Below are 22,635 nucleotides of genomic sequence, written 5' to 3'. Positions count from 1 at the left end.
GGTGCAATCTTGTTCATCTTGTCAATCCTGTCCTTTCGATTGCGCTCGATTGCGCTCGATTGCGCATGAAAAATAATCCGCCGAGGTAATTCCCATGTCCCACGACGCCCAACAGGACAACTGTCGCTCTTCCGTCTTCGAAAAACTCCCTCCCGACCTCCGCCGCGCCGTCAACGTCGCCATCATCGAACACTGCCCGCCCAACTTCCGCGCCATCTGGATGCAGTTCGAGCTGGGCAAGTTCGGTGTCAGCTATTACGCCCTTTACCGCTACGCCCGCCGACTCCGCGACCGCGTCAACCTCGTCGAGGCGGCCGGTCTCGCCGCCGAGGACGACCCCGGTCTCGACGGCGCCATCCGCAAACTCGCCGACCGCCGCCTCTTCGAACTCCTCCTCAACACCGATGGCGCTGAACTCAACAAGGAAATCGCCGCGCTCCTCGCCTCCCACGACCGGTCCGTAAGGACGAAACTCCACGACCGCCGCCTCGCCGAAGAATCCCACCGGGCACGAGCCCGCCTCGATCACGACCGCGACCACCTCCGCCTAAAATCCGAGGCCCTCGAAGTGATGCGCCAACGACACCTGCGGTTGCTCAAAGAGGGCCCCGATCGGTCTCCTCCCGCCCCTCAATCCCTTAATCCCTCAGTCCCTCAATCCCCTGAGCCTGTAAACCCCCAGCCGCTCCGCCTGGCCTGCAGCAACGACGGCGCAGACGGCGTATGCACCGCCCAAGCCGACGCCGACATCCCTCAGCCGGCCGACAGTTGACTTTTTGATGTTTTGATTTTTTGACGTTTCGACGTTTCGACGTTTCCGTCCCTACGGATCAAACCGCCGGACCATCTCATCCGTCACCAGCATCCGCACCTTCTGGTCCAGCGGGCCGGCGGGGATGGAGGCGACGAGCTGCGGCTCCAGGGCGAAGCCGCAGGGGATACCTTTGAACTCGGGCTTGCCCAGGAAGCGATCGTAGAACCCCCGACCGCGGCCGAGGCGGTTGCCGAAGGGGTCGAAGCCCAGACCGGGGACGATGACGAGGTCGATCAGGCTGATGGGGATCGGCAGGCCGTGGATGGGTTCGCGGATGCCGATCTGGTTGCTGGCGACGTCGCCGTCCAAGTCGTGGATCTCGACGGGGACCATCTGGCGGCTGTCCCAACTGACCTGCGGGGCGACGACTTTTTTGCGGTCCTGCCAGGCCTGGAGGACGATCTCCGTCGTGTCCGCCTCGTGCGGCAGCGACAGGTAGATCATCATGATCTCGGCGCGACGGTATTCCGGCTCGGCGAAGAGCCGCTGGGCCGCCCGCCGCGAGCGATTCTGTATCTCGGAGAGGGGGATTTCCGCCAGTTGGGCCCGCAGTTTGGTCCGAAGTTCCTTTTTCACCCAATCCTCGCGATCGCGATGCTCGTAGCATATAGACCGGCCGCAAGGCTTTCAATAGCATGGGCCGCGCGCGGATTGTTCCGCATGGAGTTACGCGTTTTCGCACGCGACGGGTGCTCAATCGGCGCGCAAGTGGCGGTCGGCGGGCAACCCATTTCGTTAGGCCGATGATGAACACAACGTCCTGGCCCTACGCCGCGCTCGTGATCGGGGCGCTGCTGTCGTTCGCGGGGACGCTCATCGTCCGTTCCTGGGCAGCGCGCCGCGGGTTTGTCGATGTGCCCGGTGGACGCAAAGCGCATCCCCGGCCGGTCGCGCTGGGCGGAGGAATCGCGATTCTCTTCGCCGTCGTGGTCCCGATGCTCGCGGCGGTCGCGGCAGCGCGGCTCTTTGGACAGGATCGACCGGCGTGGATGCCGGCGGAGTTTCACCAACACATCGGCGGGCTTCTGGCGAAAACACCGATGGCCCTGGCCATCGCGGCCGCGGCGACGGCGATCTGCATCCTTGGGTTGATCGACGATGCGCGACCGCTGCCGGCGGGGTTGAAGTTCCTCGTCCAACTGGCGATCGCGTTGGCCCTGGTCGTCGGCTGCAACCTGCGCTTGTTGTCGCACCTGCACCCGGCGATCTCGACGGCGCTTTCGGTGCTGTGGATTCTCACGCTGACGAACTCGCTCAATTTCCTGGACAACATGGACGGTCTGGCGGCGGGCGTGGGGATGATCGCCGCCGGAGTCTTCGCCATGACGGCCCAGGGCGCGGGGCAGGTGTTCGTGCCGGCGTGCTGTTGGCTGCTGGCGGGGGCCCTGATGGGGTTCCTGCCGCTGAATTTCTATCCGGCCAGCATCTATCTGGGCGATGCGGGAAGCCTGCTCGTCGGTCTACTTCTTGCGGTCTTCACCATCCTGACGACGTTTGCCTCGCCGGTACAGGGCCAGCATCCCGTCGGCGTGATCGCACCCCTCGTGGTCATGGCGGTACCGCTCTATGACACTCTCAGCGTCATCTTTCTTCGCGCCCGGACCGGTGCGCCGATCTGGAGCGGCGATCGGAGGCACTTCTCCCACCGTCTCGTGTCGCGCGGAATGAGCGAGCGGCAGGCCGTGCTGGTGATCTGGTTGGCTACGCTGGTGACGGCACTGCCGGCGCTGCTCCTGCCGACGGCGAGCTGGACGTTGGCGTGGGGGATCGGCCTTCAGACGGTGCTGGTCGTCGCGCTCGTGGCGCTATTGGAAAGCGCGGGGCGACCGTGAGCAAACCTCAACGCGAGGATGGCCAATTAACGGGATTCGCCGCCGGCGATCTGACAATCTTCGAACGCCTCGCACTTCTGGTATTGGTCGCGCTAATACCGCTTCGAGCCGTTATCTCCGAGACACGAACATTTGAGGTCGCCCGGCTGCTGCGCCATCTCGATACGCCGCCGGGGGCGATGCCCGCGACGACGACGGCGATCTTCGCGGTGATCCTCGGCGCTGCGGTGCTCGTCGCGGCAGTTCGGCTTTGGCAGGGCGGACGAGCCTATCGGTGGACGGGATCGGAGCTGGGTATCGCCGTTCTCGCGATCGCGATGACCGTCAGCACGGCCCGCGCGGGACAAAAGCACCTGGCGCTCACGGGCAGCCTCGATTTCCTGGGCTTGCTTCTCTATTTGCTGACCCTGCGGCAACTCCTTGTCCGACCGTGGCACGTGCGACTGGTGCTCATCGCCATCCTGGCTACCGGCGCAATGGTCGCCGCGAAGTGCGCTTATCAGCGCTGGGTCGAGATTCCCGACACCATTCAGTATTACGAGGAGCACAAGGCGGAGTTTACGCAGGACTCTGGAGCCGACGATCGTTCGTCTGGGATGCTACACGACTTCGAGCAGCGGATGCGCTCCGGCGCGGTCAGCGGCTATTTCCAGCACCCCAATGTCCTCGCCAGTTACCTGATCCTGGTCATCATGACGGCAGCGGCAGTTGCCCAGTCGCGCTGGCGTCGGCGACCCGTGTGGACACTGATTATGCCAGCACTGATCGGGGTTGCCGCGTTCGCCGCCCTGTACTTCGCCCAGAGCAAAGGCGCGGCGGCGGCCTGCGGCGTTGCAATACTCATCTGGCTTTTCACCAGCCGGTTTTCAGACGTGATTCGACGACGACCGTACGCGATCGCGGCGGCGTTTTGGACGGCGTTTGCCATTGCCGCCGTCGCGCTCGTTGCCACATTGCAGGCCAGACCGGAGTCGCTCGGGCGGTCGATGCTCTTTCGTTCGTTCTATTGGCAGGGTGCGTCGACCCTGATACGCGATCAAGGCCTTTGGGGAATCGGCGCGGACAACTTTGGGCGGTATTTTTCGCGTTACAAGGCAGTGGAATGCCCCGAGGACGTGGAGGACCCGCACAGTTGGCCCGTCAAGGCGCTGGCGGAGTGGGGCGCCGTAGGATTGACCGGGATGTTCGCCGTTTTCCTCGGCGTGAGCCTGCGGTTGGCGAAAGGTGAAGGCAAGCCGGACCGTATTCTCCTCGTTGGTTCGCACGTTGTTGAAGCCGATCAAGCCGGCGGATCGATCGTCCTCTGGACCGGCGCGATCGGCGCCATCGTATTCGCATCGTGGGCGGCACTGCTCGCAGGCTCGCCCCAGGACTTCACGATCTTGGTGCTCTATCTGCCGGCGATTCTCTGGGTCATCAGCTCCATCACCGTGTCGTGCGAATCGAGCGCGTCCCGCTTTGTGGCGAATGACGTGCCCGGACCGATGCTCACGACGTTGTGTGCCGGAATGATCGGATTCCTGATTCACACGGGGATCGACCTCGCGATGTTCCAGGGCGGCGCGGCGACGACGTTCTTCGCCATAATGGCCGTTGCGCTGGCGGTGCGCGATGCGCGATGGGAGTCAACTGATCGCGTCGTCGTCCCTTCGCCGAAGAAAAGTGCGGGCGTCGTGGTGGGGGCATTCGGATTTGTTGGAATTGTCTTGTTCGTCGCGTTCGTTGTACGGCCCATGGCCATTGCCGGCGCTGCTCTGCAGGAGGCTCGAACGAGCGGCAAGGGGAACTTGTGGGAGGAGTATCAGAATTCTGGAGGATATCAGGCGTACATACGGGCGATCGACGCCTGGCCGCTCGATGGGACGGCCGTTGACGAGTTGGTCGAGGAACTCACGCGCCGGGCGTCAACGATTGAGCAGGTCGATTTCGCGGCCGAATATGCAAGAATGCTCCAGACCCGGGATCCGCAGAACGCCTCGACCCATCACTATCTCGCGACCCTTTATTTTCGCCGTTTTAGCCGCACCAACGATCCGGCCGATAGGGACCGATCCATCGCTTCGATGCTGCGAGCCGTCGAGATGTACCCCACGTCGCCGAACAGGCGGCTGGTACTCGCGACGCTGTACGAACAATTCGCGCGGCTCACCGATTCGCCGGAACTGCGAAGATTGGCCGCGGCGGAATTGCAAAATGCCCTGGACCTGGACGATCGACGAATTTATGTCTCGGCCCCTAACCGGTTGGGCGCGGAGAACCGCGCGGCGATTCAAGATCGCCTGTCGCAACTTGCGGTTCCCACCTCGCAACCCTAAGTCTGTTCGGGCAACAATAGGTCCTCGTACGTCTCCCGTCGGCGGATGACGCGATAACCGTCACCTTCGACGAGAACCTCCGGCGGATTGGGCCGGCTGTTGTAGTGGCTGGCCATGACCATGCCGTAGGCCCCGGCGGTGAAAATAGCGACGAGGTCGCCGCGCTGCATCGGCGGCAGCATCCGCTCGTGGGCGAAAAAGTCGCCGCTTTCGCAGACCGGGCCGACGACGTCCATGGGAGTGAGGCCGGGGAGGTTAACACATTCGCCGCGCTCGTTTGTGACGAAACCCGTCGCCGGGCGGACGGGCCAGATGAAGTGATAGGCCTCATAAAGGGCCGGTCGGATCAGGTCATTCATCCCCGCGTCGATGATGAGAAAATCCCGCTCGCCGGACTTCTTCAGGTAAAGTACCCGCGTCACCAGAATGCCGGCATTGGCGGCGATCGACCGGCCGGGCTCCATGATGATTTGCAATCGCGGTTTGGTCGCGCCCTGTCCCGCATAGGGAGCGAGAAGCGGCACGATCGCCTCGGCGTAGCGAACCGCGGGCGGAGCCTCGCTGCCCTTGTAGTGCGCGCCGAAACCGCCGCCGATGTCCAACATATCGATCAGGAACCCGCACGTGCGAAGCTCGTCGATGAGCGCGAGACCCTTTTGAATGGCCGCGACATACGGTTCGACGGTATTGACCGGCGAGCCGATGTGCAGATGGATGCCGCGAAGGCGGACCGAATCTTGACGGCCGTAATGATCGAAGACGCGGCGGGCACGATCGAGATCGACGCCGAATTTCGTCTCTTTCTTGCCGGTGCTGGTATACCGGTGGGTCTTGGGGTCTACGTCGGGATTGACTCGGAGGGCGGCGCTCACCGAGATGCCGCGCCGACGGGCGATGGCGATCAGATTCTCCAGTTCGGCCTCGGACTCGATATTGAACCAGCCAATATTCGCGTCGATGGCCCGTTCGATTTCTTCGTCGGTCTTGCCGACCCCGGCGAAGACGATTTTGGCGGGTTCCCCCCCCGCCGCGAGCGCGCGGACGACTTCTCCTCCGGAGACCACGTCAAATCCGGCGCCGCGCTCGCGGAGCAAGCGACAGATATGGAAGTTGCCACAGCTCTTTATGGAGTAACAAATCAACGGATCAACGGCGGCGAAGGCGGCGGCGACGGCGTCGTAATGACGCAGGAGCGTGGCGGCCGAATAGATGTAGACGGGGGTACCGATGGCGTCGGATATTTGCGAGATAGGTACGCCTTCGCAAAAAAGCTCGCCGCTCTGATATTGAAAGTGGTCCATTGATGATTTGCGTTCCTCGCCCGCTTTTTTACTGAGCGGGTTGAGTCGCGGAATCAGGCTTGGCTGCCTCGTTGTGAACGATCTGACCCGACAATACGCCGCCGTAGTTCTTGCCGAACCACGTCCCGCTATAAAAGCCGCGATGGATCATCACCCGCGCCGAGTAGGTCCCCAGTCCGGGCAACGCCATCTCATCGAGCGTGATCATCGCCACGTCCTCGGCCCAAACGACGCGGACGGTAACGGGGATGTACACATTCTTATCAGCGTACTGAATCCGCGCGGTGATGACCCAGTAGTCGTCGCTCGCCTTGGAGACCTTGTCGATCGTGTACACTTCCGGCCGCGGTTCGCTGAGCGGGGCCTTGCCCGCGAGGCCCTCCTCGCCGGTCATCTGCCAGGTGCCCTTCAACGTCGCCCCCGTGAGGGCCTTCTTGAACTCGCGCTCGCGCCTGCGGATACCGGCCTTCCGACCGGTCTCGTCGGAGCGAAGGAGCGCCTTCGATTCATCTAGATCGGGGCCCGTCGTCGTTGTCGGCTCCGACTTAACGCGAATTCCTGTGAGGGCCAGCGCCAGCAGGCCCATGGCCAGGTAGACGGATCTACTTTTCATCGGTTCGTCCTCCAACGGTTACGGCCGCCCGGACCCGGAATTCTCGCCATCATCGTCCTGCCCCACAAGACACAGAATCGGCATGCCCTGTCGCCCAAACGGGGCGACCAGCCCCCGTTTTCTCTCGCCGGTGAGATTGGAGCAGGGCGGTCGTTTACTTTACAATGATCAGTGCAGCGGGCGGCAGATTTGTTCTGCCCGTCCATCGACACTTACCCGGCCCCAGGGCGGGAAGACACCCCTTGTGCGGAGAGACCAGCGATGTGTTTTCGACTCCTAACGGCATTAATGGCGGCAGCATTGGTTGGTGGTTCCGCAGGATGCGGCGGGCCGACGACCTATTCCGGTCGACCGTTGGATTACCCCAAGGCCAAAAAGGTCGATCAGGTGGACGACTATCACGGCACCAAGGTCGCCGATCCCTACCGCTGGCTGGAGGATGACAACTCGGCGGAGACGAAGGCGTGGGTCGAAGCCGAGAACAAGGTGACGTTTGGCTATCTGGAACAGATTCCCGCGCGGGGGAAAATCAAATCGCGTCTGACAAAATTGTGGGATTATGAGAAATACGGCGTACCGTTCAAAGAAGGAGGAAGGTATTTCTTTTCGAAGAACGACGGCCTGCAGAATCAAAACGTCGTTTACACCGCGGAGCAGCTGGATGGTGCGGCGCGCGTGCTGATCGACCCGAACACGCTCTCGGCCGACGGCACGGTCGCGCTGGCCGGTTACACCATCAGCGACGACGGCCGGTACATGGCCTACGGTATTTCCGACGCCGGCTCGGATTGGGTTACCTATCGTGTCCGCGACATCGCCACGGGCCACGACACCAGTGACGAAATCAAGTGGGTCAAATTCTCGGGCGCCTCGTGGACGTCTGACAACAACGGCTTTTTTTACAGCCGTTATGACGAGCCGAACGAAGCCGGCAAGCTGATGCAGGCCAACTACTTTCACAAACTCTATTACCACCGGCTCGGAACACCACAGTCTGAAGATGTGTTGGTCTACGAGCGCCCGGATGAGAAGGAGTGGGGGTTTGCCGGCAGCGTGACGGATGACGGACGATATCTCATCCTAACTGTGTGGAAAGGCACCGAACAAAAGAACCGTGTTTTCTTTAAGGACTTGCAGGATGCCGGCGCGAAGGTCGTCGAACTGCTGAACGACTTCGACGCCGAGTACAACTTCATCGACAACGACGGGCCGGTCTTTTTCTTTCAGACCGATTTGAACGCCTCGCGGGGACGAGTCATCGCAGTCAACACCCACCATCCCGCGAAGGCCGATTGGAAGGAACTGATCCCCGAGTCCAAGGCGACGCTGCAAGGCGTGACGCTTGTCGGCGATCGGTTCATCTGTTCCTATCTCAAGGACGCGTACAGTGAGATCAAGCTCTACGACTTGGGCGGAACGTTCGTTCGCGATGTGGAGCTGCCGGGGCTCGGCACGGCGGGCGGATTCGGCGGCAAGCGCAGCGATACCGAAACTTTTTACTCCTACACGAGTTTCGCCACGCCCGCGACGGTCTATCGCTACGACATCCCCACCGGTACGAGCACGGTCTTCAAGCAGCCGACGGTCGATTTCAACCCGGCCGACTTCGAGACGAAGCAGATTTTCTACAGCAGCAAAGACGGCACGCAGATCCCGATGTTCATCACGCACAGGAAGGGGCTGGAGCTGGATGGCAACAACCCGACCTATCTCTACGGCTACGGCGGCTTCAAGGCCTCAATGACGCCGTTTTTCTCGGTGAGCAACGTCGTTTGGATGGAGATGGGCGGCGTCTATGCGATGGCCAACCTCCGCGGCGGCGGCGAGTACGGTCAGGACTGGCACGACGCCGGGCGGCTCAAGAACAAACAGAACGTCTTCGATGACTTCATCGCCGCCGGTGAGTGGCTAATCGCCAATCAATACACGCGGAGCGAGAGGCTGGCGATCGGCGGCGGCAGCAACGGCGGCCTGTTGGTCGGCGCGTGCATGACGCAGCGACCGGACCTGTTCGGCGCGGCGTTGCCGGCGGTTGGTGTGATGGACATGCTTCGATTCCACAAGTTCACGATTGGCTGGGCGTGGAAGAGTGATTACGGCTGCTCGGAGGACCCCGACGAATTCAAAACGCAATTCGCGTATTCGCCGCTGCACAACATCAAACCGGGCAAGTCCTATCCGGCGACGCTGGTCACGACGGCGGATCATGACGATCGCGTGGTCCCGGCGCACAGCTTCAAGTTCGCGGCCGCGCTCCAGGAAGCGCAGGCGGGCAAGGCCCCCGTCCTGATCCGCATCGAGACCCGCGCGGGCCACGGCGCGGGCAAACCCACGACCAAGATCATCGAAGAGCAGGCCGACAAGTGGGGCTTTCTGGTACGAACGCTGGGGATGGATGATTCCAAGATTCGGGGATGAATCGTTAGATTATCGATTTCGTATTTCGTCCGGCAGGTTCCTCGCGCCGTGGATGACCGCGAGTATTGTGATTTCACCATCACCAACCTGATAGATAAGTCGATAACTATAAATGATTCGCTCTCGGATGTTCTCGTCGTCCCATTCGGGAACGCACCGGCCAATTCGGGGAAATTCACAGAGAAGTCTTGCCTCGGCGAGCACCCGCGCCGCCACCACGGAAGCGTAAGCAGGTGAATCGAGGAAAATGAACTCCACTATCCCTTCGAGATCTAAGAGGGCGGCGTCCAGCCAACTTACTTGATAAGCCATTTTTGCAGACGAGTCTCAGCTTGATCTTGCGGGATCAGTGGTGCGGATTTCGCCATTTCCAGCCGCCGGCGAATTGTATCTGCTACATAGAGTTGATATTGTACATCCTCGATCGAACAATCGTCTGGTAAACGATCAAGAAGCTCTCGGACCTGTTCCTTTGTATTCAACATGGCATTGCTCGTGGTGCCGGCTGACCTGCTCACCCTACTGCCCTATTATACCATCCCTGGGGGCCGTTCGCACGCCAAGTCCCCCTTGGTCCCAGCGACGTGGGCGACATTTCACCAGGACGCCGTCGCCAAACGGTTTGACATCCTCTTACCCTCGCCCTACGTTAACGCCATTATTTGCAGGAATGATCCTGCCGGTCGGGTGCCCATCGCATGAGCCGCGTCGATCTTCGTTCCTACGTCTTCCTCGACAGCATGCAGCCCCAGTACGCCTCCTTCATCGCGACCGTGGCGCAGGGGTTTTTGCCCGTCCCCAAGATGGCGTCGCTGTACGTCGAGATTTCACCGGGCATCGAGATCAACCGCATTACCGACATTGCGCTGAAGAGCACCCACGTCACTCCAGGCATGCAAATCGTCGAGCGGCTGTACGGGATGCTGGAGATCCACTCGGAGTCGCAGGCGGACGTCCGCGCGGCCGGTCGGGCGATCCTCGAGGCGCTGGAGATCAAGGAAGATGACCGGCGCAAGCCCAAGGTCGGCTCCAGCCAGGTGATCCGCAACGTCGATGCGTACCAGACGCAGCTCATCAACCGGATGCGACACGGCAACATGCTCCTGCCGGGGCACACACTCTATATCATGGAGCTGGAGCCGGCGGCCTACGCGGCGCTCGCGGCGAATGAGGCGGAGAAAGCGGCGCAGATCAACATTTTGGAAGTGCGGACCTTCGGGAGCTTCGGCCGCGTCTATCTGGGCGGCGAGGAACGGGATATCGACGTGGCCTATCGTGCGGCCGAGGCCGCAATCGCAGGCGTAACGGGGCGGACGGAAGAGCACAAGCATCACTAGACATGTTCGGGAGGTTTTGACGAATGACTGATGCACTTGGAATGATTGAGACTCGCGGCTTTGCAGCGATGGTCGAAGCCTCGGACGCGATGGTGAAGGCCGCGAAGGTCGAATTGGTCAGCTACGAGAAGATCGGCGGCGGATACGTCACGGCCATCGTTCGCGGGGATGTCGCGGCCGTAAAGGCCGCCTGCGACGCCGGGCAGGCGGCCGCTTCGCGCGTCGGTGAAATCGTCTCCGTCCATGTCATTGCCCGGCCGCACACGAACGTGGACACGGTGCTGCCGCTGGGCCGCGCGGAGCAGGCGAAGAAAGCGGCGAAGGGACAATAGCGAAAAGCGGTCCCTGAACCGGCCTTCGCTTTTCAAGGTCGCGGCTCAAAGTCCGGCGCGTGCTGTCATGTTGCTTGCTCAAGTCATCGGGACCGTCGTTTCCACCCGAAAGGAACAGAGCCTTTCCGGTCTGAAGCTGCTGCTCCTTCGCAACGTGGACATGGAAGGCAAGGCCGCGGGCACAACGGTCGTGGCCGCCGATGCGGTCGGGGCGGGTGTCGGAGAGATGGTGCTGTATGCCAGCGGCTCGTCGGCGCGGCAAACGGTGGCGACCGACAAGCGACCAGTCGATGCCGTGGTGATGGCGATCGTGGATCAGTGGGAAGTCGGCGGGGAGATGAAATACAAGAAATAATGACGAATGACGGATTTCGAATGACAAAAGCCTGTCCGTCGCCGCTCTCCTTTCGTAATTCGTAATTCGACATTTGTAATTGGGCGCCCCATGTCGCAGCTCTCGGATACCCAAATCGACGCCATCGCTCGCAGGGTCGCGGATCGGCTGCGCGCCTCGGCGCCGACATCGCCGACGATCGCTCCTGCCCAGGCGGAGACGCTGGCGCGCGGCGGCGCGCGGCCGATGGGGGTCTTTCGCTCCATCGATGAATGTGTTGCGGCGGCCCGGGAGTCGTTCGTCGCCCTCGGCAGGATCGGGCTTGAGCAACGCAAGGCAATCATCGCCTCCATTCGCGAATCGATGCTGGCCCACGCAATCGATCTGGCCCGTGAGGCCCGCGAAGAAACGGGGTTGGGGCGCGTCGAAGACAAGATCGTCAAGAACCGCGTCGTAACGCGCAAGACGCCGGGTCCGGAGGCCATCGAGCCACGGGCCGTCTCGGGCGATAACGGCCTGACGATCATGGAACGGGCGCCCTTCGGCGTCATCGCGGCCATCACGCCGACGACCAACCCGACGTCGACCATCATCTGCAACTCCATCGGCATGGTCTCGGCGGGCAACACGGTCGTCTTCAACGTCCATCCCAATGCCAAGCGCGTCTCGTGCCGCAATGTCGGCCTCATCAACGAGGCGATCATCCGCGCGGGCGGGCCTCCCAACGTCATCACGGCGATGGCCGAGCCGACCATCGAAAGCGCCCAGGAACTGATGAAGCACAAAGGCGTGCGGTTGCTCGTCGTCACGGGCGGGCCCGGCGTCGTGCAGGCGGCCATGGCCAGCGGTAAGCGGGCGATCTGCGCCGGGCCGGGTAATCCCCCGGTCGTCGTTGATGAGACCGCCGATATCGAGAAGGCCGGGCGCGACGTGGTGTTGGGTGCATCCTTCGACAACAACGTCGTCTGTACGGACGAGAAGGAAGTCTTCGTCGTCGCGTCGGTGGCCGATCGCTTCATCAAAGCCATGGAAGCGGCAGGCGCTGTGGTTCTGACGCGGCCCCAGGCGGCGGCGATCGAAAAGGTCATCTTCGAGGAGACGCGCGGGCCGCGCAAGCCGGGCGTCACGAACAAGAAATGGGTCGGCAAGAATGCAAACGTCATTCTGGAGCAGATCGGCATGCGCGTCCCGGACAGCGTTCGTCTCGCTGTACTCGACGTACCCGTCGAGCACCCGCTGATCTGGACAGAACAGCTCATGCCCGTCCTCCCAGTCGCGCGAGTGGCCAACGTACACGAAGCGGTCGATCTGGCCGTCGCCGCCGAGCACGGCTTCGGTCACTCCGCGGCGATGCATTCCAAGCACTTGTCGCACTTAAGCGAAATGGCCCGGCGAATCAATTGCAGCATCTTTGTAAAAAACGGGCCGATCTACGCGGGCCTCGGCGAAGGTGGCGAGGGCTACAGCTCCTTCTCCATCGCCAGCCCAACGGGCGAGGGACTGACCGACCCGCGATCGTTTTCGCGAGAGCGGCGCTGTGTGATCGTGGATCATTTCAGGATCGTGTGAACCCTCGTGGATGAACATCCCGCCATCGCGCTGATCGAGTTCGGAAGCATCGCCATCGGCGCGCGGGCATCGGACGCCATTGCCAAGAAATCTCCAGTGACGATCGTCCGTACGGGGACGCTCCATCCCGGCAAGTACGCTATCCTGTTCAGCGGTCAGGTTGCGGCGGTGGATGAATCGTATGTGGAAGGATGCCGCTTCGGAGCGGATTGCGTGATTGACCGGGTGTTCCTGCCCGACGTCGCGCCGAGCGTTTACGAAGCCATCCTCGGGCGACGAGGCGACTGGCGGGAGGACACGCTGGGAATTATCGAGACCTTTTCGATGGCGGCGGTCATCGAGGCGGCGGACGCAGCCGTTAAAGGCGCGAACGTCGAGGTCGTCGAGATTCGCCTCGGCGACGGCCTGGATGGCAAGGGGCTGGCGCATTTTGCGGGCGTACAGGCGGACGTGGAGGCGGCGATCGAGATCGGCACGTCGCGGATCGCTCATCGCAATCAACCAGTCTGGAAGACGATCATCCCGCGGATCGATGCGGAGCTTCGGGCGATGTACGCGAAGTCGACGTATTTCCAGGAGGGTACGGGTAGGGATACTCGCAACACCGGCAGGGAGGGCGGCTGATGCTTCTGGGCCGCGTCATCGGGACCGTCGTGCCCTGCGTGGCCTATGAAGGCCTCAAGGGCGTGCCGATGCTGCTCGTCCAGCCGCTCGACAAGCACCGTAAAGACGCTGGGTCACCGATCGTCTGTTGTGACGCGACGCGGATGGCAGGGCCGGGCGAGCTGATCTACTACGAAGGCGGGCGCGAGGCGGCGTTGGCTCTGGAACCATGGTTCGTGCCGGTCGATCATACGATCATTGGCATCGTGGACGGCGTCGACGTCGTCGCGGAGTAGTCGCATGATCCTGGGAATCGTTCGCGGTTCGATGTATTCGACGATTCAGCACCCGTTCTACGTTACCCGCCGAAAGCTCGTCGTGGATTATCTTGACGCGGAAGGAAAACCGACCGGCCGGTATGTCATTGCCGTCGATACGGTCGATGCAGGAGTCGGCGATCGCGTGCTTGTTAACGACGAAGGCAACGGTGCGCGACAGGTGCTTGACGACCCCAACGGCCCGGTCCGAAGTGTGATCGTGGGGATTGTCGACGACGTGAATGTCGGCGGGTAATCATCATCGGAATGGAATACACTCTTTTCGCCGTGCTTTGTCTGACCGCCCTCGCCGGCATCCTTCTCGCCGCGCTTCAACTTCCCGGGACGTGGCTCATCCTTGCCGCGGCGATCGGATACGACTGGTATCACGGCTGGGGGGCGATGGGCTGCAAATGGCTGGTCGGACTGGCGGCCGCGGCGCTCGCGGCGGAGGTCATCGAGACGGGGGCGTCGTATGTCATCGCCCGTAAGGGAGGGGCGAGCCGAAGGGCGAGCATCGGCGCGGTCATCGGCGGCCTGGCCGGGATGATCCTGCTCTCGGCGCCGATTCCGATCCTTGGGACCATCCTCGGCGGGATGGCCGGGTGCTTCCTGGGGGCCCTGGCCGGAGAAATGAGCGTCCGGCAAGACTTTACCGCAGGGACGAAGGTCGGGGTGTTTGCCACCATCGGGCGACTGATCGGCATGATGGCCAAGACGTCCGCCGCCCTCGTCATTGCGGGCATCGTGCTTGTGCTCGCGGCGTCAGCCGTCTGGTAGGATAGTGCAGTCGCGATCCCGGCGCGCCGGGAGCGGATCGGACTACTTCCACCATGCAGGCTACCTTCACGTTCTTCATTGTTTCGGCCCTGACCGTCATACCGCCGGGCTTTGGACCGACGTCTCAACCGGCGTCGCAGCCGGCAACGCGACCCGCCGGCCGCCCCGAGATCGTACGGCTGGTGGCCGAACTGGGATCGCCGGATTTCAAGGCGCGAGAATCGGCGCACCGACAATTGGCGGCGATGGGGGACGCGGTCAGTGTCGAACTGATCGAGTACATCGCCGATCCCGACGAAGAAATCGCCAGCCGCGTGGTGGCGCTCCTGGGCAAGCCGAAGGACCCGGCGCTCCGCGTCGAGGTGGCGGTCAGGCTTCTCTCTACGGCCGATCCCGATTGGATGGAGCGGGGCGTGCACCTTCTCTTTGAGTCGCCGGCAGAGATTATCGAACGCTTTTTCGACCGGACCAAGGACGCGCGGGGTGTGGAGCGGGTGATCTTCGACATCGTCGGCGAGCGGCTTCGCTCGTGGAAGAAAATGGACGACATCTTTCAGGCGAACTATGCCCGGGCCAAGGAAAAGAACCCGGAGGCGGCGGAACGGTTGTTGCAATCCAACCGCGAATCCAACTTGTACGACGCGGAGGCGGCGTACTGGTCGGCAGTCGAGGCGGTGGAGGACTATCGCGACCCGCAGGGCGGCGAAGGCGGCGCGAGCTCTCGCCCTACGAGCCAATCCGGAAATTGACGGTACTTTGCGCGACACATGAGCAGTGGCTCGAGGAAACGCTACTAAACCAGCGACGGCACCTGCTGGCGGATGGGCGGGGTGTTGACGGTGGATGATTTCAGGAGGTCGGCGAGGGTGGTGCGCATGAAGAGGTCGCGGAGGGCGTTGGAGGCTTCCTGATCGGTGCGATCGAGGACCGACTGGACAGCATTCGGAAGACCCTTGACGATAGGGCCGCGCGAGCGCGGCGACGAGAGGACACCGACGCCCTGGAAGACATCGAAGAGTGATATCTTTTCCACAGGGCGGCTCAGTCTAAAGCCACCGCGCGGGCCGCGATCGGAGTGCAGCACGCCGGCGCTGGCGAGTTGGCTTAATATCTTGGCGGCATAGGCCTTGGGAAGCTTGTGCTTCTGGGCGATGTCGCCGGCGCGGACGCCGAGCGGATCGGCGGCGCCTTGCTGTTGCTGGGCGATTTCGTAAACGGCGAGAAGTGCGTACGCTGCTGTTTTCTTGCGGAGCATGTTTTTCTCCCGATGCTGTGTTGCACGGGCGCATCGGCCCCATTCGGATATATCAGATAATAGCTATTGCCTTTTGGAGCCGCCACTAAAGCTTATGCCGCTGGGCATGATCGGGATGACCAAACACACTCGCCCGTGGGGACGGGCCTTAACAATCTATCCGGTGCGATGATCGCGGACAACCAAAAAACCAACGCCGACTCCCCCGCCTGGCTCCGTGCGCTGGCCGGTGAGGACTTGCCGGCGTCGGTGATGGTCGGAGGGTCGAGCTACCAGCGGGTACGGACGTTTAAACACGATTTTTTCGCCGCGACGGGGTTGTATCAAGGGGGCGCACAAAAAATTGTGGTTAAGATCGGACGGATCGCGCCTGTTTTTGGAATCCCGCTGAGATGGTTGGGAAGAGTACTTACAGAACATGAGATACGTTTGTATACACACGCTCAGGGAATCGCCGGCGTGCCCAAGTTCGTGGGAAGATGGGGGCCGACCGGTTTCGCGCACGAATACGTCGAGGGACGACCCCTTTCCAGGGACGACGCCCCGGGCGATCGGTTCTTTGGTCAATTGGCGGCCATTCTGGAAGCGCTGCATCACCGCGACATCGCCTACGTGGACCTTGAGAAACGCGAGAATGTTCTGCTCGGCGAGGATGGGCGGCCCTATCTGATTGACTTTCAGATTTCCTGGCATGTGCCGGCCAACCGTGGCGGCCAGACACTTTTCCTTCGGTTGATCGGGGACATGCTTCGGGCCTCGGATCGGTACCATCTTTACAAGCACTGGCGTCGCTTGCGGCCTGATCAGCTCAGCCGAGCCGACGCCGACCGTTTCGGCCGCCCCCCGTTTTGGATACGATGGCACCGATGGGTATTCCGGCCGCTCACCCTCTTGCGAAGGCAAGTCCTGGTATGGCTGGGTGCCCGTGACGACATCCGCGTCCGCTCGCCGGGTTGAGGTAGGAAAGCGAGTCGGTCTCCACTCACCCCTTACCCAGGATAGGCTCTGCATGGCAGTCACGACGGAACAACGAGACAAGGTCGAGGCATTTCGAGTCCACTTCGAAACGGCCCTGGCGAGGGATGAACGATTCGCCGGCTCGCATCGGCACGATCGTGAGGACGGCTCGACGCTGGCGACGCGCTGGCGGTCGTCCGTCAACGAACACGTCTGGTTCGAGATCGCGGTCCGGCCGCTGATACCGCAAGTACGGGTCGGCGTCCTGACGGACGATCGATGGAAGAGCGAGGACTTCGAAGAGAGGATCGAGGAGTCGGGCGATACGATGAGCGAGTTCGTGGAGATGGGCTTCCACGAAGCCGGCCTGGAATGGCTGGAGCCGACGGTGGAGCACTTCCGCGAGGAGATGAAGTACTTCTACTTTGCGACGGCGTTCGAGCTGCGCGATCTCAACGAATTGTCGGACCCCGCCGTACGCAGCAAGACGCGGCAGATGCTCGAAGGCTATGACCGCGCGTTTGGGCCGTTCATCAAGTAACGCAGGCCCCCGCCACCTTGCGGTGACGGGGGCTGCGATGTCCCTATCCGGCCCAACGGGGGGAGGCTTCGTTCTATTGATCGTGCAGTTGAATGTTCCCGCCGACGAGCGTACCGGTGGCGGTATAGCCGTTGGAGAGCGTGATCATGAACGTATCATCGATCCCGGGCTCGCCATTGTCGGCGACCTCCACGACAAACGTGGCGCCGGCGACTTGATTGATCTCACAAGGACCTTCGATCCGGCGGGTCGTGGCATCCACGACGGTGTACGCGGTGATGCCGGTCCCCTTGACCTTGAGGTCCGTGCCATGATCGATATAGACGAGGTGTCCGAAGAGCACGCCGCCGCGGGTGCCGCCGGCCACGCCGAAGTTGGCAAAAGAGCCCGTCGGAGTCGTGTCAATGAACCCGCCGCCGGTGACAAAGTCGTCGCCCGGAGGAGGCGGGGGCGGCGCGGCGATGCACTTGATATCGGCGTGGGCATTGCCGACGACGATGTCGGCCTTGCCGTGGATCACGATGTGCAAGGCGTTGACGGTCATGTCGCCGATGTCCCCATCGATGGTGGACACCTGCTCGTTGATGGTGATGCGGCCGACCTCGACGCCGTTGATGTCATTGATCGTATAGATTTGGTTCGGCGTACCGGAGGCCGATACGGCATTTCCGTCGACGACCAGCTCGACGATCTCGGTGCTCCCGGCAACGACGGGTTGCCCCCCCTGGCATTCGGCGGACGCCCGGGAAATGAAAAAGCCCAAGGAGATGTTGTGGTCCTCTACGTTCAGATCGAAGTCGGCGACGGAGGCTTCCGCTTCGACCTTTGATCCCTCGGCAATGACGGAGGCATGGAGGATTTGCGCCGTGACAATGCCGGCGATGTTGGCATCCAACGCCGACTCTTCGAGGGCGCCGCCTTCCGCGGGAAGCGGACCGGTATCGACCAGGCTGTGTTCGACGCCGTTAATCGTGGCCCGGAAGATTCCCGCGCGGCCGCTAAACGGATCCGGCTCGACTGGGGGAGGCACGGGCATGATATCGCACGCGGCCATCCAGGCGCCCAAAAGGCACAAAGATGTCGCGAAGACAGCGCTCCACGAGCGCAACGCCAGGGGTCCTGTCTTGAGGGATCTGCGGGTAATCATAAATTTTTCTCCCAAAGGCCTGTCCCGCTCACAAAGTTGACATTTCTCCGGGCCCGACATTCCGCCGACCTTCCAAGTTTATTCCCGGGGTTTCGCGGTTCGGCCGGTGCGCGCGACTCTGAACTTGCTGTCAGCCCATCTCCGGGTGGTGAAGCGACGCTCGCGGCGGAGAATGGGCATTACCCTGGTGAAAACCCCGAACGCGCCCCCGCGCAATGGGAATAATCTTCAAGGCGCCGGTAGTTGACCAAGTCGGCCGGCGCCCCGTGAAGTGGTGATTATGATGTCGACTTGCTGTGGGGGCCGGCCAGCTTCCCGGCCGCCGGCGTGACGAAATGGCAATCGTCGCCGAAGAGATCGCGGCGCATGACCACGCCGAGCGGCGTGGTGAAGTAATTGTGTGCGTAGGCCGCGTATTCGCTGATGGCCTGTTCCCAGGAGCGGCCCGAATCTTCGGCCTTTCGCAATGCAAAATAAATGCTGTCAAAATTGCCTTCGTGGCGGTTGACGAGGTCGGCGATCAGGATTTCCTCGGCCGACGCTCGGATGTACTGCCGATCCAGATGCCGGGTTTGCTCGTGAAAGACGACACGATGAAGGCGTTCGATCTGCCTCAAGACGCGATGGAGGAAATCGTGCTCCAGAATGGCTGATTGCAACCGCTTTCGTTCAATTTCCGTAATTCGAGACATTTGCCGGGCCGGTCCTGGTTTCCGTGCGCGTGGCGGGGAATCTCTCCCATCAGGCCGATAAGCCGCCGACTCGGCCGGCCATCGTAGCGCCCCGGCGCCGCGCTGGCAACCGGTTTGACCCCCTCGTGTCAACGGGCTAGACTTTTTGGTGGAGTTGACCCGATCGAGCCCCACCCAACGACAGATCTGACGGGGCTGTCTTGGCCGCCGACACTTCAGTTCGGCCGTCGCCAAACCGATGGCCTTTGGCGCTCTGTCGAGTGCGGGTTCGCGGACTCTAATGACCGGAGCATGTTAAGTTGCCCAGCCTCCTGGTGATCCAAGGCCCCGACAAGGGGCTGCGATACAAGACCGTGGATGGGGCGTCAATCCTTCTCGGGCGCGCGAGCGAACAGATCGCGCTCACGGACTATACCGTTTCGCGGCGGCACGCCGAGATTCTTCCCACCGGCCGGGGTTGGACGCTCGAAGATCATCGCAGCGCGAACGGGACGTACCTGAATTCCCGGCGTCTGGAGCGGCCGACACGCCTGCGGCACGGCGATCAAATCCGCATGGGCGGCACGATCCTGGTCTGGGATAGCAGCGAAGACGCGGTCGTCGACCCGTCGAAGCGGACGGCGCCCATTGCCGGTGAACTGGTCGATCTGGAGGCCGGCGGCGATCGCGGCGATGCCTCAATTATCGGCTCCGTCGCCGGGAGCGAGGACAGCATGATCCTGGCCTCTCCGGCGGCGGCCGAGGCGGTGCGCTCGTGGCGGGTCATGTCGGCGTTACTGGACGCGGTTTCCGCCGTGGTCACGCCGCAACAACTTGCGGAGCGCGTTCTGGACATCCTGTTCGAAGAAGTCCCGGCCGATCGCGGATTCGTACTCATCAAAGATCCGCAGACCGGCACGTTTGAAACGGAGGTTGTGCGGCAGCGCAACGACGCGCCGGAGAAGATCCGGGCCAACAAGGCGATTCTGGACCACGTCATCGAGCGGAAGGAAGGCATTCTGGCGTCAAACGCCACCAGTGACGCGCGCTTCAGCGGACTCGAACGGGCGAGCGCGTCGCAAAACATCGGCCTTCGCTCGGTGATTTGCGTGCCCCTGGTTTCGCGGGAACAAATACTCGGGGTGCTGTATATCGAATGCGCGATGGCCACGCATATTCATACGGAAGAACAGCTACGTCTGGTCGCCGCGATCGGCCAGATGGCCGGCTTGGCGCTGGAGGATGTGCGCCTGGTCAACGAACGAATGCGCACGGAACGGCTTGCGGCCACCGGCGAGACCGTGGCGGCGCTGTCGCATTACATCAAGAACATCCTGCAGGGCATGAGCGGCGGCAGCGACATTATTGAAATGGGGCTGTCCAAACAGGCGCTGCCGACCGTGGATCAGGGCTGGCAGATCTTTCAGCGGAACCTCGACAAGATCTATTCGCTGACGATGAATATGCTGGCCTTCGCCAAGCAGCGCACGCCCCGCCGCGCGCCAGTGCAGCTCAACTCCGTCGTGGCGGACGTGCTCAAACTCGTCCAGCGGCGGGCGGACGACAAGGCCGTGCTGGTCAAGGGCGAATTGAATGAAATGGTCCCCGCGGTCCCCATGGACGAGGACGGCATTCATCAGGTCGCGCTCAATATCGTCGCCAACGCGATCGACGCGGTGCCCAAGACGACCGGGGTCGTGCAAGTCAAGACGGCGCTCGATCCGACCGGCCAATGGGTCGTGCTCAGTGTGGGGGACAACGGGCCGGGCATTCCCGAGGAGATGCGCGATCGGATCTTCGACGCTTTTTACTCAACCAAAGGCCATGGGGGTACCGGTTTGGGCCTGGCGGTGGCCCGGAAGATTGTGGACGAACATGGCGGGCGGATCGAAGTGACGTCAATGGCGGGGGAAGGCACGTTGATCCGCGTCCGCCTGCCCGTCAACCCGACACCGGGCGTGGATAGCGCGGCCACGCACGGCCCGGCGTATGCGCCGGACGATACCTAATTCCGTTTGTCGCACCCGCTGGCAATCGAACCGAGCTCGATATAATCTCTCGGACATCGGGCCGGACGAAGACGAGGTGTGCCATGTCACTGGTTCGCGATCTGCTGAACAAAAAGGGCCACGACGTGGCCACGGTCGAGCGCGACGCGACGGTCTTTGAGGCGATCCGCCTGATGAACGAACGGCGGATCGGCGCGGTCGTGGTGATGCAGGAAGGCCGGATCGCCGGAATCTTCACGGAGCGCGACGTGATGAATCGCGTGGCCGGCGCCGAGCGCGATCCCAAAAAGACCAAAGTCCACGAGGTCATGACGGACAAGGTGGCCTTCTGCGTGCAGAACACAACGATCGACGCCTGCCGCAGCGTCATGACGCGGCACAAGCTTCGGCACCTTCCCGTCGTGGAGGGCGGCAAGCTCGTCGGCATGGTCTCCAGCGGGGACATTCTCGCGCAGGAACTGCAGGAATCGGAAGAGACGATCAAGTATCTTCACGAATACATGCAGGGGCCGAGGTAACCGTTCTCTTATTCACGTTTTCTGGTCGCGGCCCGAGTCCCCTCCATTCGTCATGCCCGAGCTTCCCGACATCGAGGTCTATCGAGAGGGCCTGCGTCGACGCATCGTCGGGGAACGACTGACGCGGTTTCGGATCATCAGCCCGTTCGTCGTGCGGACTTACGAGCCGCCAATTGAGGCGGTCGATGGGAAACGGGTTCAAGATATTCGCCGGATCGGAAAGCGGCTGGTCCTCGCGCTGGACGAAGACCTTTTCCTGATCCTGCATCTGATGATCGCCGGGCGGCTCCGCTGGGAACCGCGTCAGACGAGGCCGCCGCGCAAGATATCCCTCGCGGCGATGCATTTCCCCAGGGGAACACTTCTATTGACGGAGGCGAGCAAGAAGAAAAGGGCGTCTATCCATCTCGTACGGGGCCAAACGGCGCTGGCGGCACATGACCCGGGTGGTATTGAGCCGTTTGAGGTGGATGCGGCCACGTTTCATGATCGGCTCGTTCGTGAAAACCATACGGTGAAACGATCGCTGACCGATCCGCGTCTCTTCGCGGGCATTGGAAACGCCTATTCCGACGAGATTCTCCATGCGGCGGGATTGTCGCCGGTCAAGCTGACGCAGAGACTGACCGGGGAAGAGATCGCGCGGCTCTATCGCGTCACCCAATCGACGCTTCGGCAATGGACGGATGTGCTCCTGAAAGAGTTTGGCGAACGCTTTCCCGGTCCCGGCGAGATCACGGCCTTCCGGCCGGATTTCGCGGTGCATGGCCGTTTTGGAAAACCCTGCCCGGCGTGCGGAACGAAAGTGCAGCGGATCCGATACGCGGAAAATGAGACGAACTATTGCCCGCGATGCCAGACGGAGGGGCGCGTCCTGGCGGATCGGTCGCTTTCACGATTGCTCAAGGAAGATTGGCCGAGAACAATTGAGGAACTGGAAGGCGACGCCCAATGAATTCTCCGCCATAATGG

26 protein-coding genes are annotated in these 22,635 nt (G+C 62.1%); 18 read left to right on the top strand and 8 right to left on the bottom strand.

The genetic code is table 11. The features are described 5' to 3' along the window. Positions 1–94 precede the first annotated feature (94 nt). Positions 95–772 carry a hypothetical protein gene (locus tag VJZ71_04390; protein HKQ47294.1) on the top strand — a complete coding sequence of 226 codons (678 nt, stop codon included), beginning with the start codon at positions 95–97 and terminating at the stop codon, positions 770–772. Between the two features lie 51 nt (positions 773–823). Here VJZ71_04390 and VJZ71_04385 read toward each other — a convergent pair whose 3' ends face one another. Further along, complete coding sequence (locus tag VJZ71_04385; protein ID HKQ47293.1) at positions 824–1,390, bottom strand: 5-formyltetrahydrofolate cyclo-ligase; 567 nt, start codon at positions 1,388–1,390, stop codon at positions 824–826. A gap of 167 nt (positions 1,391–1,557) precedes the next feature. On the opposite strand from VJZ71_04385, the gene VJZ71_04380 reads away from it, so the two are divergent. Next, complete coding sequence (locus VJZ71_04380) at positions 1,558–2,646, top strand: MraY family glycosyltransferase (GenBank protein HKQ47292.1); 1,089 nt, start codon at positions 1,558–1,560, stop codon at positions 2,644–2,646. Then, a complete protein-coding gene (locus tag VJZ71_04375; protein ID HKQ47291.1) occupies positions 2,643–4,961 on the top strand; it encodes an O-antigen ligase family protein in 2,319 nt (772 codons plus the stop codon). The genes VJZ71_04380 and VJZ71_04375 overlap by 4 nt, the downstream gene beginning before the upstream one ends. On the opposite strand, the gene lysA is transcribed toward VJZ71_04375, so the two are convergent. Next, positions 4,958–6,262: a diaminopimelate decarboxylase gene (lysA, locus tag VJZ71_04370; protein HKQ47290.1), complete on the bottom strand. Its 1,305-nt coding sequence runs from the start codon at positions 6,260–6,262 to the stop codon at positions 4,958–4,960. The genes VJZ71_04375 and lysA overlap by 4 nt on opposite strands. 28 nt (positions 6,263–6,290) lie before the next feature. Beyond that, the gene (locus VJZ71_04365) at positions 6,291–6,875 is read right to left on the bottom strand and encodes a hypothetical protein (protein ID HKQ47289.1); all 585 of its coding nucleotides are present in this window, start codon (positions 6,873–6,875) and stop codon (positions 6,291–6,293) included. 288 nt (positions 6,876–7,163) lie between these two features. Here VJZ71_04365 and VJZ71_04360 point away from each other — a divergent pair, with 288 nt between their 5' ends. Next, positions 7,164–9,293, top strand: a complete 2,130-nt coding sequence (locus tag VJZ71_04360; protein ID HKQ47288.1) for a prolyl oligopeptidase family serine peptidase — start codon at positions 7,164–7,166, stop codon at positions 9,291–9,293. 9 nt (positions 9,294–9,302) lie between these two features. Here VJZ71_04360 and VJZ71_04355 read toward each other — a convergent pair whose 3' ends face one another. Together VJZ71_04355 and VJZ71_04350 are read right to left on the bottom strand one after the other, a co-directional pair. Beyond that, positions 9,303–9,605: a type II toxin-antitoxin system RelE/ParE family toxin gene (locus VJZ71_04355; protein HKQ47287.1), complete on the bottom strand. Its 303-nt coding sequence runs from the start codon at positions 9,603–9,605 to the stop codon at positions 9,303–9,305. Then, entirely contained in the window at positions 9,590–9,778 is a 189-nt protein-coding gene (locus tag VJZ71_04350) for a hypothetical protein (protein HKQ47286.1), read from the bottom strand. Before VJZ71_04350 ends, VJZ71_04355 begins: the two co-directional genes overlap by 16 nt. A 213-nt stretch (positions 9,779–9,991) precedes the next feature. Here VJZ71_04350 and VJZ71_04345 point away from each other — a divergent pair, with 213 nt between their 5' ends. The 9 genes from VJZ71_04345 (at position 9,992) to VJZ71_04305 (ending at position 15,314) form a co-directional block, all read left to right on the top strand. Further along, positions 9,992–10,630, top strand: coding sequence for a hypothetical protein (locus VJZ71_04345; GenBank protein HKQ47285.1), 639 nt, complete (start codon positions 9,992–9,994; stop codon positions 10,628–10,630). Positions 10,631–10,653: 23 nt separating this feature from the next. Continuing rightward, on the top strand, positions 10,654–10,962 hold the full coding sequence (locus VJZ71_04340; GenBank protein ID HKQ47284.1) for a BMC domain-containing protein: 309 nt from the start codon (positions 10,654–10,656) through the stop codon (positions 10,960–10,962). Positions 10,963–11,029: 67 nt separating this feature from the next. Beyond that, positions 11,030–11,317, top strand: a complete 288-nt coding sequence (locus VJZ71_04335) for a EutN/CcmL family microcompartment protein (GenBank protein ID HKQ47283.1) — start codon at positions 11,030–11,032, stop codon at positions 11,315–11,317. A 90-nt stretch (positions 11,318–11,407) separates the two neighbouring features. After that, on the top strand, positions 11,408–12,865 hold the full coding sequence (locus tag VJZ71_04330; GenBank protein HKQ47282.1) for an aldehyde dehydrogenase family protein: 1,458 nt from the start codon (positions 11,408–11,410) through the stop codon (positions 12,863–12,865). A gap of 6 nt (positions 12,866–12,871) precedes the next feature. Beyond that, positions 12,872–13,489, top strand: coding sequence for a BMC domain-containing protein (locus VJZ71_04325; protein HKQ47281.1), 618 nt, complete (start codon positions 12,872–12,874; stop codon positions 13,487–13,489). Continuing rightward, positions 13,489–13,764, top strand: a complete 276-nt coding sequence (locus VJZ71_04320) for a EutN/CcmL family microcompartment protein (GenBank protein HKQ47280.1) — start codon at positions 13,489–13,491, stop codon at positions 13,762–13,764. Before VJZ71_04325 ends, VJZ71_04320 begins: the two co-directional genes overlap by 1 nt. A 4-nt stretch (positions 13,765–13,768) precedes the next feature. Next, on the top strand, positions 13,769–14,041 hold the full coding sequence (locus VJZ71_04315; GenBank protein ID HKQ47279.1) for a EutN/CcmL family microcompartment protein: 273 nt from the start codon (positions 13,769–13,771) through the stop codon (positions 14,039–14,041). A gap of 11 nt (positions 14,042–14,052) precedes the next feature. Further along, positions 14,053–14,565, top strand: a complete 513-nt coding sequence (locus VJZ71_04310; GenBank protein HKQ47278.1) for a DUF456 domain-containing protein — start codon at positions 14,053–14,055, stop codon at positions 14,563–14,565. 53 nt (positions 14,566–14,618) lie between these two features. Beyond that, the gene (locus VJZ71_04305; GenBank protein ID HKQ47277.1) at positions 14,619–15,314 is read left to right on the top strand and encodes a hypothetical protein; all 696 of its coding nucleotides are present in this window, start codon (positions 14,619–14,621) and stop codon (positions 15,312–15,314) included. A 44-nt stretch (positions 15,315–15,358) separates the two neighbouring features. Here VJZ71_04305 and VJZ71_04300 read toward each other — a convergent pair whose 3' ends face one another. Further along, positions 15,359–15,820 (bottom strand): Rrf2 family transcriptional regulator, encoded by a 462-nt coding sequence (locus VJZ71_04300; protein HKQ47276.1) that lies wholly within the window; start codon positions 15,818–15,820, stop codon positions 15,359–15,361. 429 nt (positions 15,821–16,249) lie between these two features. Between VJZ71_04300 and VJZ71_04295 the strand changes: the two genes are divergently transcribed. Next, positions 16,250–16,777 (top strand): hypothetical protein, encoded by a 528-nt coding sequence (locus VJZ71_04295; protein HKQ47275.1) that lies wholly within the window; start codon positions 16,250–16,252, stop codon positions 16,775–16,777. Positions 16,778–16,829: 52 nt separating this feature from the next. Beyond that, positions 16,830–17,318, top strand: a complete 489-nt coding sequence (locus VJZ71_04290) for a hypothetical protein (protein ID HKQ47274.1) — start codon at positions 16,830–16,832, stop codon at positions 17,316–17,318. Between the two features lie 73 nt (positions 17,319–17,391). Here VJZ71_04290 and VJZ71_04285 read toward each other — a convergent pair whose 3' ends face one another. Both VJZ71_04285 and VJZ71_04280 read right to left on the bottom strand, forming a co-directional pair. Then, positions 17,392–18,465, bottom strand: a complete 1,074-nt coding sequence (locus tag VJZ71_04285; protein ID HKQ47273.1) for a choice-of-anchor P family protein — start codon at positions 18,463–18,465, stop codon at positions 17,392–17,394. A gap of 278 nt (positions 18,466–18,743) precedes the next feature. Beyond that, entirely contained in the window at positions 18,744–19,157 is a 414-nt protein-coding gene (locus VJZ71_04280; protein ID HKQ47272.1) for a hypothetical protein, read from the bottom strand. A gap of 299 nt (positions 19,158–19,456) precedes the next feature. Between VJZ71_04280 and VJZ71_04275 the strand changes: the two genes are divergently transcribed. The 3 genes from VJZ71_04275 (at position 19,457) to VJZ71_04265 (ending at position 22,618) form a co-directional block, all read left to right on the top strand. Further along, positions 19,457–21,145 carry an ATP-binding protein gene (locus VJZ71_04275; protein HKQ47271.1) on the top strand — a complete coding sequence of 563 codons (1,689 nt, stop codon included), beginning with the start codon at positions 19,457–19,459 and terminating at the stop codon, positions 21,143–21,145. 83 nt (positions 21,146–21,228) lie between these two features. Further along, positions 21,229–21,663 (top strand): CBS domain-containing protein, encoded by a 435-nt coding sequence (locus tag VJZ71_04270; protein ID HKQ47270.1) that lies wholly within the window; start codon positions 21,229–21,231, stop codon positions 21,661–21,663. Positions 21,664–21,715: 52 nt separating this feature from the next. Next, complete coding sequence (locus VJZ71_04265; protein ID HKQ47269.1) at positions 21,716–22,618, top strand: DNA-formamidopyrimidine glycosylase family protein; 903 nt, start codon at positions 21,716–21,718, stop codon at positions 22,616–22,618. The last annotated feature ends 17 nt before the right edge of the window (positions 22,619–22,635 follow it).

It is taken from the genome of Phycisphaerae bacterium (genome assembly GCA_035275405.1).
In the GTDB taxonomy this organism is placed as follows: domain Bacteria; phylum Planctomycetota; class Phycisphaerae; order UBA1845; family UTPLA1; genus DATEMU01.
Note: the sequence above shows the minus strand (reverse complement) of the source record. Positions and strands in the feature narration are given on the sequence as shown.

Excerpts from the sequence above, each read along its gene's own strand:
- VJZ71_04360 (HKQ47288.1), top strand. The coding sequence starts at position 7,164 with ATGGCGGCAGCATTGGTTGGTGGTTCCGCAGGATGCGGCGGGCCGACG.
- VJZ71_04345 (HKQ47285.1), top strand. The coding sequence starts at position 9,992 with ATGAGCCGCGTCGATCTTCGTTCCTACGTCTTCCTCGACAGCATGCAG.
- VJZ71_04290 (HKQ47274.1), top strand. The coding sequence starts at position 16,830 with ATGGCAGTCACGACGGAACAACGAGACAAGGTCGAGGCATTTCGAGTC.
- VJZ71_04300 (HKQ47276.1), bottom strand. The coding sequence starts at position 15,820 with ATGCTCCGCAAGAAAACAGCAGCGTACGCACTTCTCGCCGTTTACGAA.
- lysA (HKQ47290.1), bottom strand. The coding sequence starts at position 6,262 with ATGGACCACTTTCAATATCAGAGCGGCGAGCTTTTTTGCGAAGGCGTA.
- VJZ71_04365 (HKQ47289.1), bottom strand. The coding sequence starts at position 6,875 with ATGAAAAGTAGATCCGTCTACCTGGCCATGGGCCTGCTGGCGCTGGCC.
- VJZ71_04270 (HKQ47270.1), top strand. The coding sequence starts at position 21,229 with ATGTCACTGGTTCGCGATCTGCTGAACAAAAAGGGCCACGACGTGGCC.
- VJZ71_04390 (HKQ47294.1), top strand. The coding sequence starts at position 95 with ATGTCCCACGACGCCCAACAGGACAACTGTCGCTCTTCCGTCTTCGAA.
- VJZ71_04310 (HKQ47278.1), top strand. The coding sequence starts at position 14,053 with ATGGAATACACTCTTTTCGCCGTGCTTTGTCTGACCGCCCTCGCCGGC.
- VJZ71_04315 (HKQ47279.1), top strand. The coding sequence starts at position 13,769 with ATGATCCTGGGAATCGTTCGCGGTTCGATGTATTCGACGATTCAGCAC.
- VJZ71_04285 (HKQ47273.1), bottom strand. The coding sequence starts at position 18,465 with ATGATTACCCGCAGATCCCTCAAGACAGGACCCCTGGCGTTGCGCTCG.
- VJZ71_04380 (HKQ47292.1), top strand. The coding sequence starts at position 1,558 with ATGATGAACACAACGTCCTGGCCCTACGCCGCGCTCGTGATCGGGGCG.
- VJZ71_04335 (HKQ47283.1), top strand. The coding sequence starts at position 11,030 with ATGTTGCTTGCTCAAGTCATCGGGACCGTCGTTTCCACCCGAAAGGAA.
- VJZ71_04265 (HKQ47269.1), top strand. The coding sequence starts at position 21,716 with ATGCCCGAGCTTCCCGACATCGAGGTCTATCGAGAGGGCCTGCGTCGA.
- VJZ71_04305 (HKQ47277.1), top strand. The coding sequence starts at position 14,619 with ATGCAGGCTACCTTCACGTTCTTCATTGTTTCGGCCCTGACCGTCATA.
- VJZ71_04320 (HKQ47280.1), top strand. The coding sequence starts at position 13,489 with ATGCTTCTGGGCCGCGTCATCGGGACCGTCGTGCCCTGCGTGGCCTAT.
- VJZ71_04330 (HKQ47282.1), top strand. The coding sequence starts at position 11,408 with ATGTCGCAGCTCTCGGATACCCAAATCGACGCCATCGCTCGCAGGGTC.
- VJZ71_04340 (HKQ47284.1), top strand. The coding sequence starts at position 10,654 with ATGACTGATGCACTTGGAATGATTGAGACTCGCGGCTTTGCAGCGATG.
- VJZ71_04280 (HKQ47272.1), bottom strand. The coding sequence starts at position 19,157 with ATGTCTCGAATTACGGAAATTGAACGAAAGCGGTTGCAATCAGCCATT.
- VJZ71_04350 (HKQ47286.1), bottom strand. The coding sequence starts at position 9,778 with ATGTTGAATACAAAGGAACAGGTCCGAGAGCTTCTTGATCGTTTACCA.
- VJZ71_04355 (HKQ47287.1), bottom strand. The coding sequence starts at position 9,605 with ATGGCTTATCAAGTAAGTTGGCTGGACGCCGCCCTCTTAGATCTCGAA.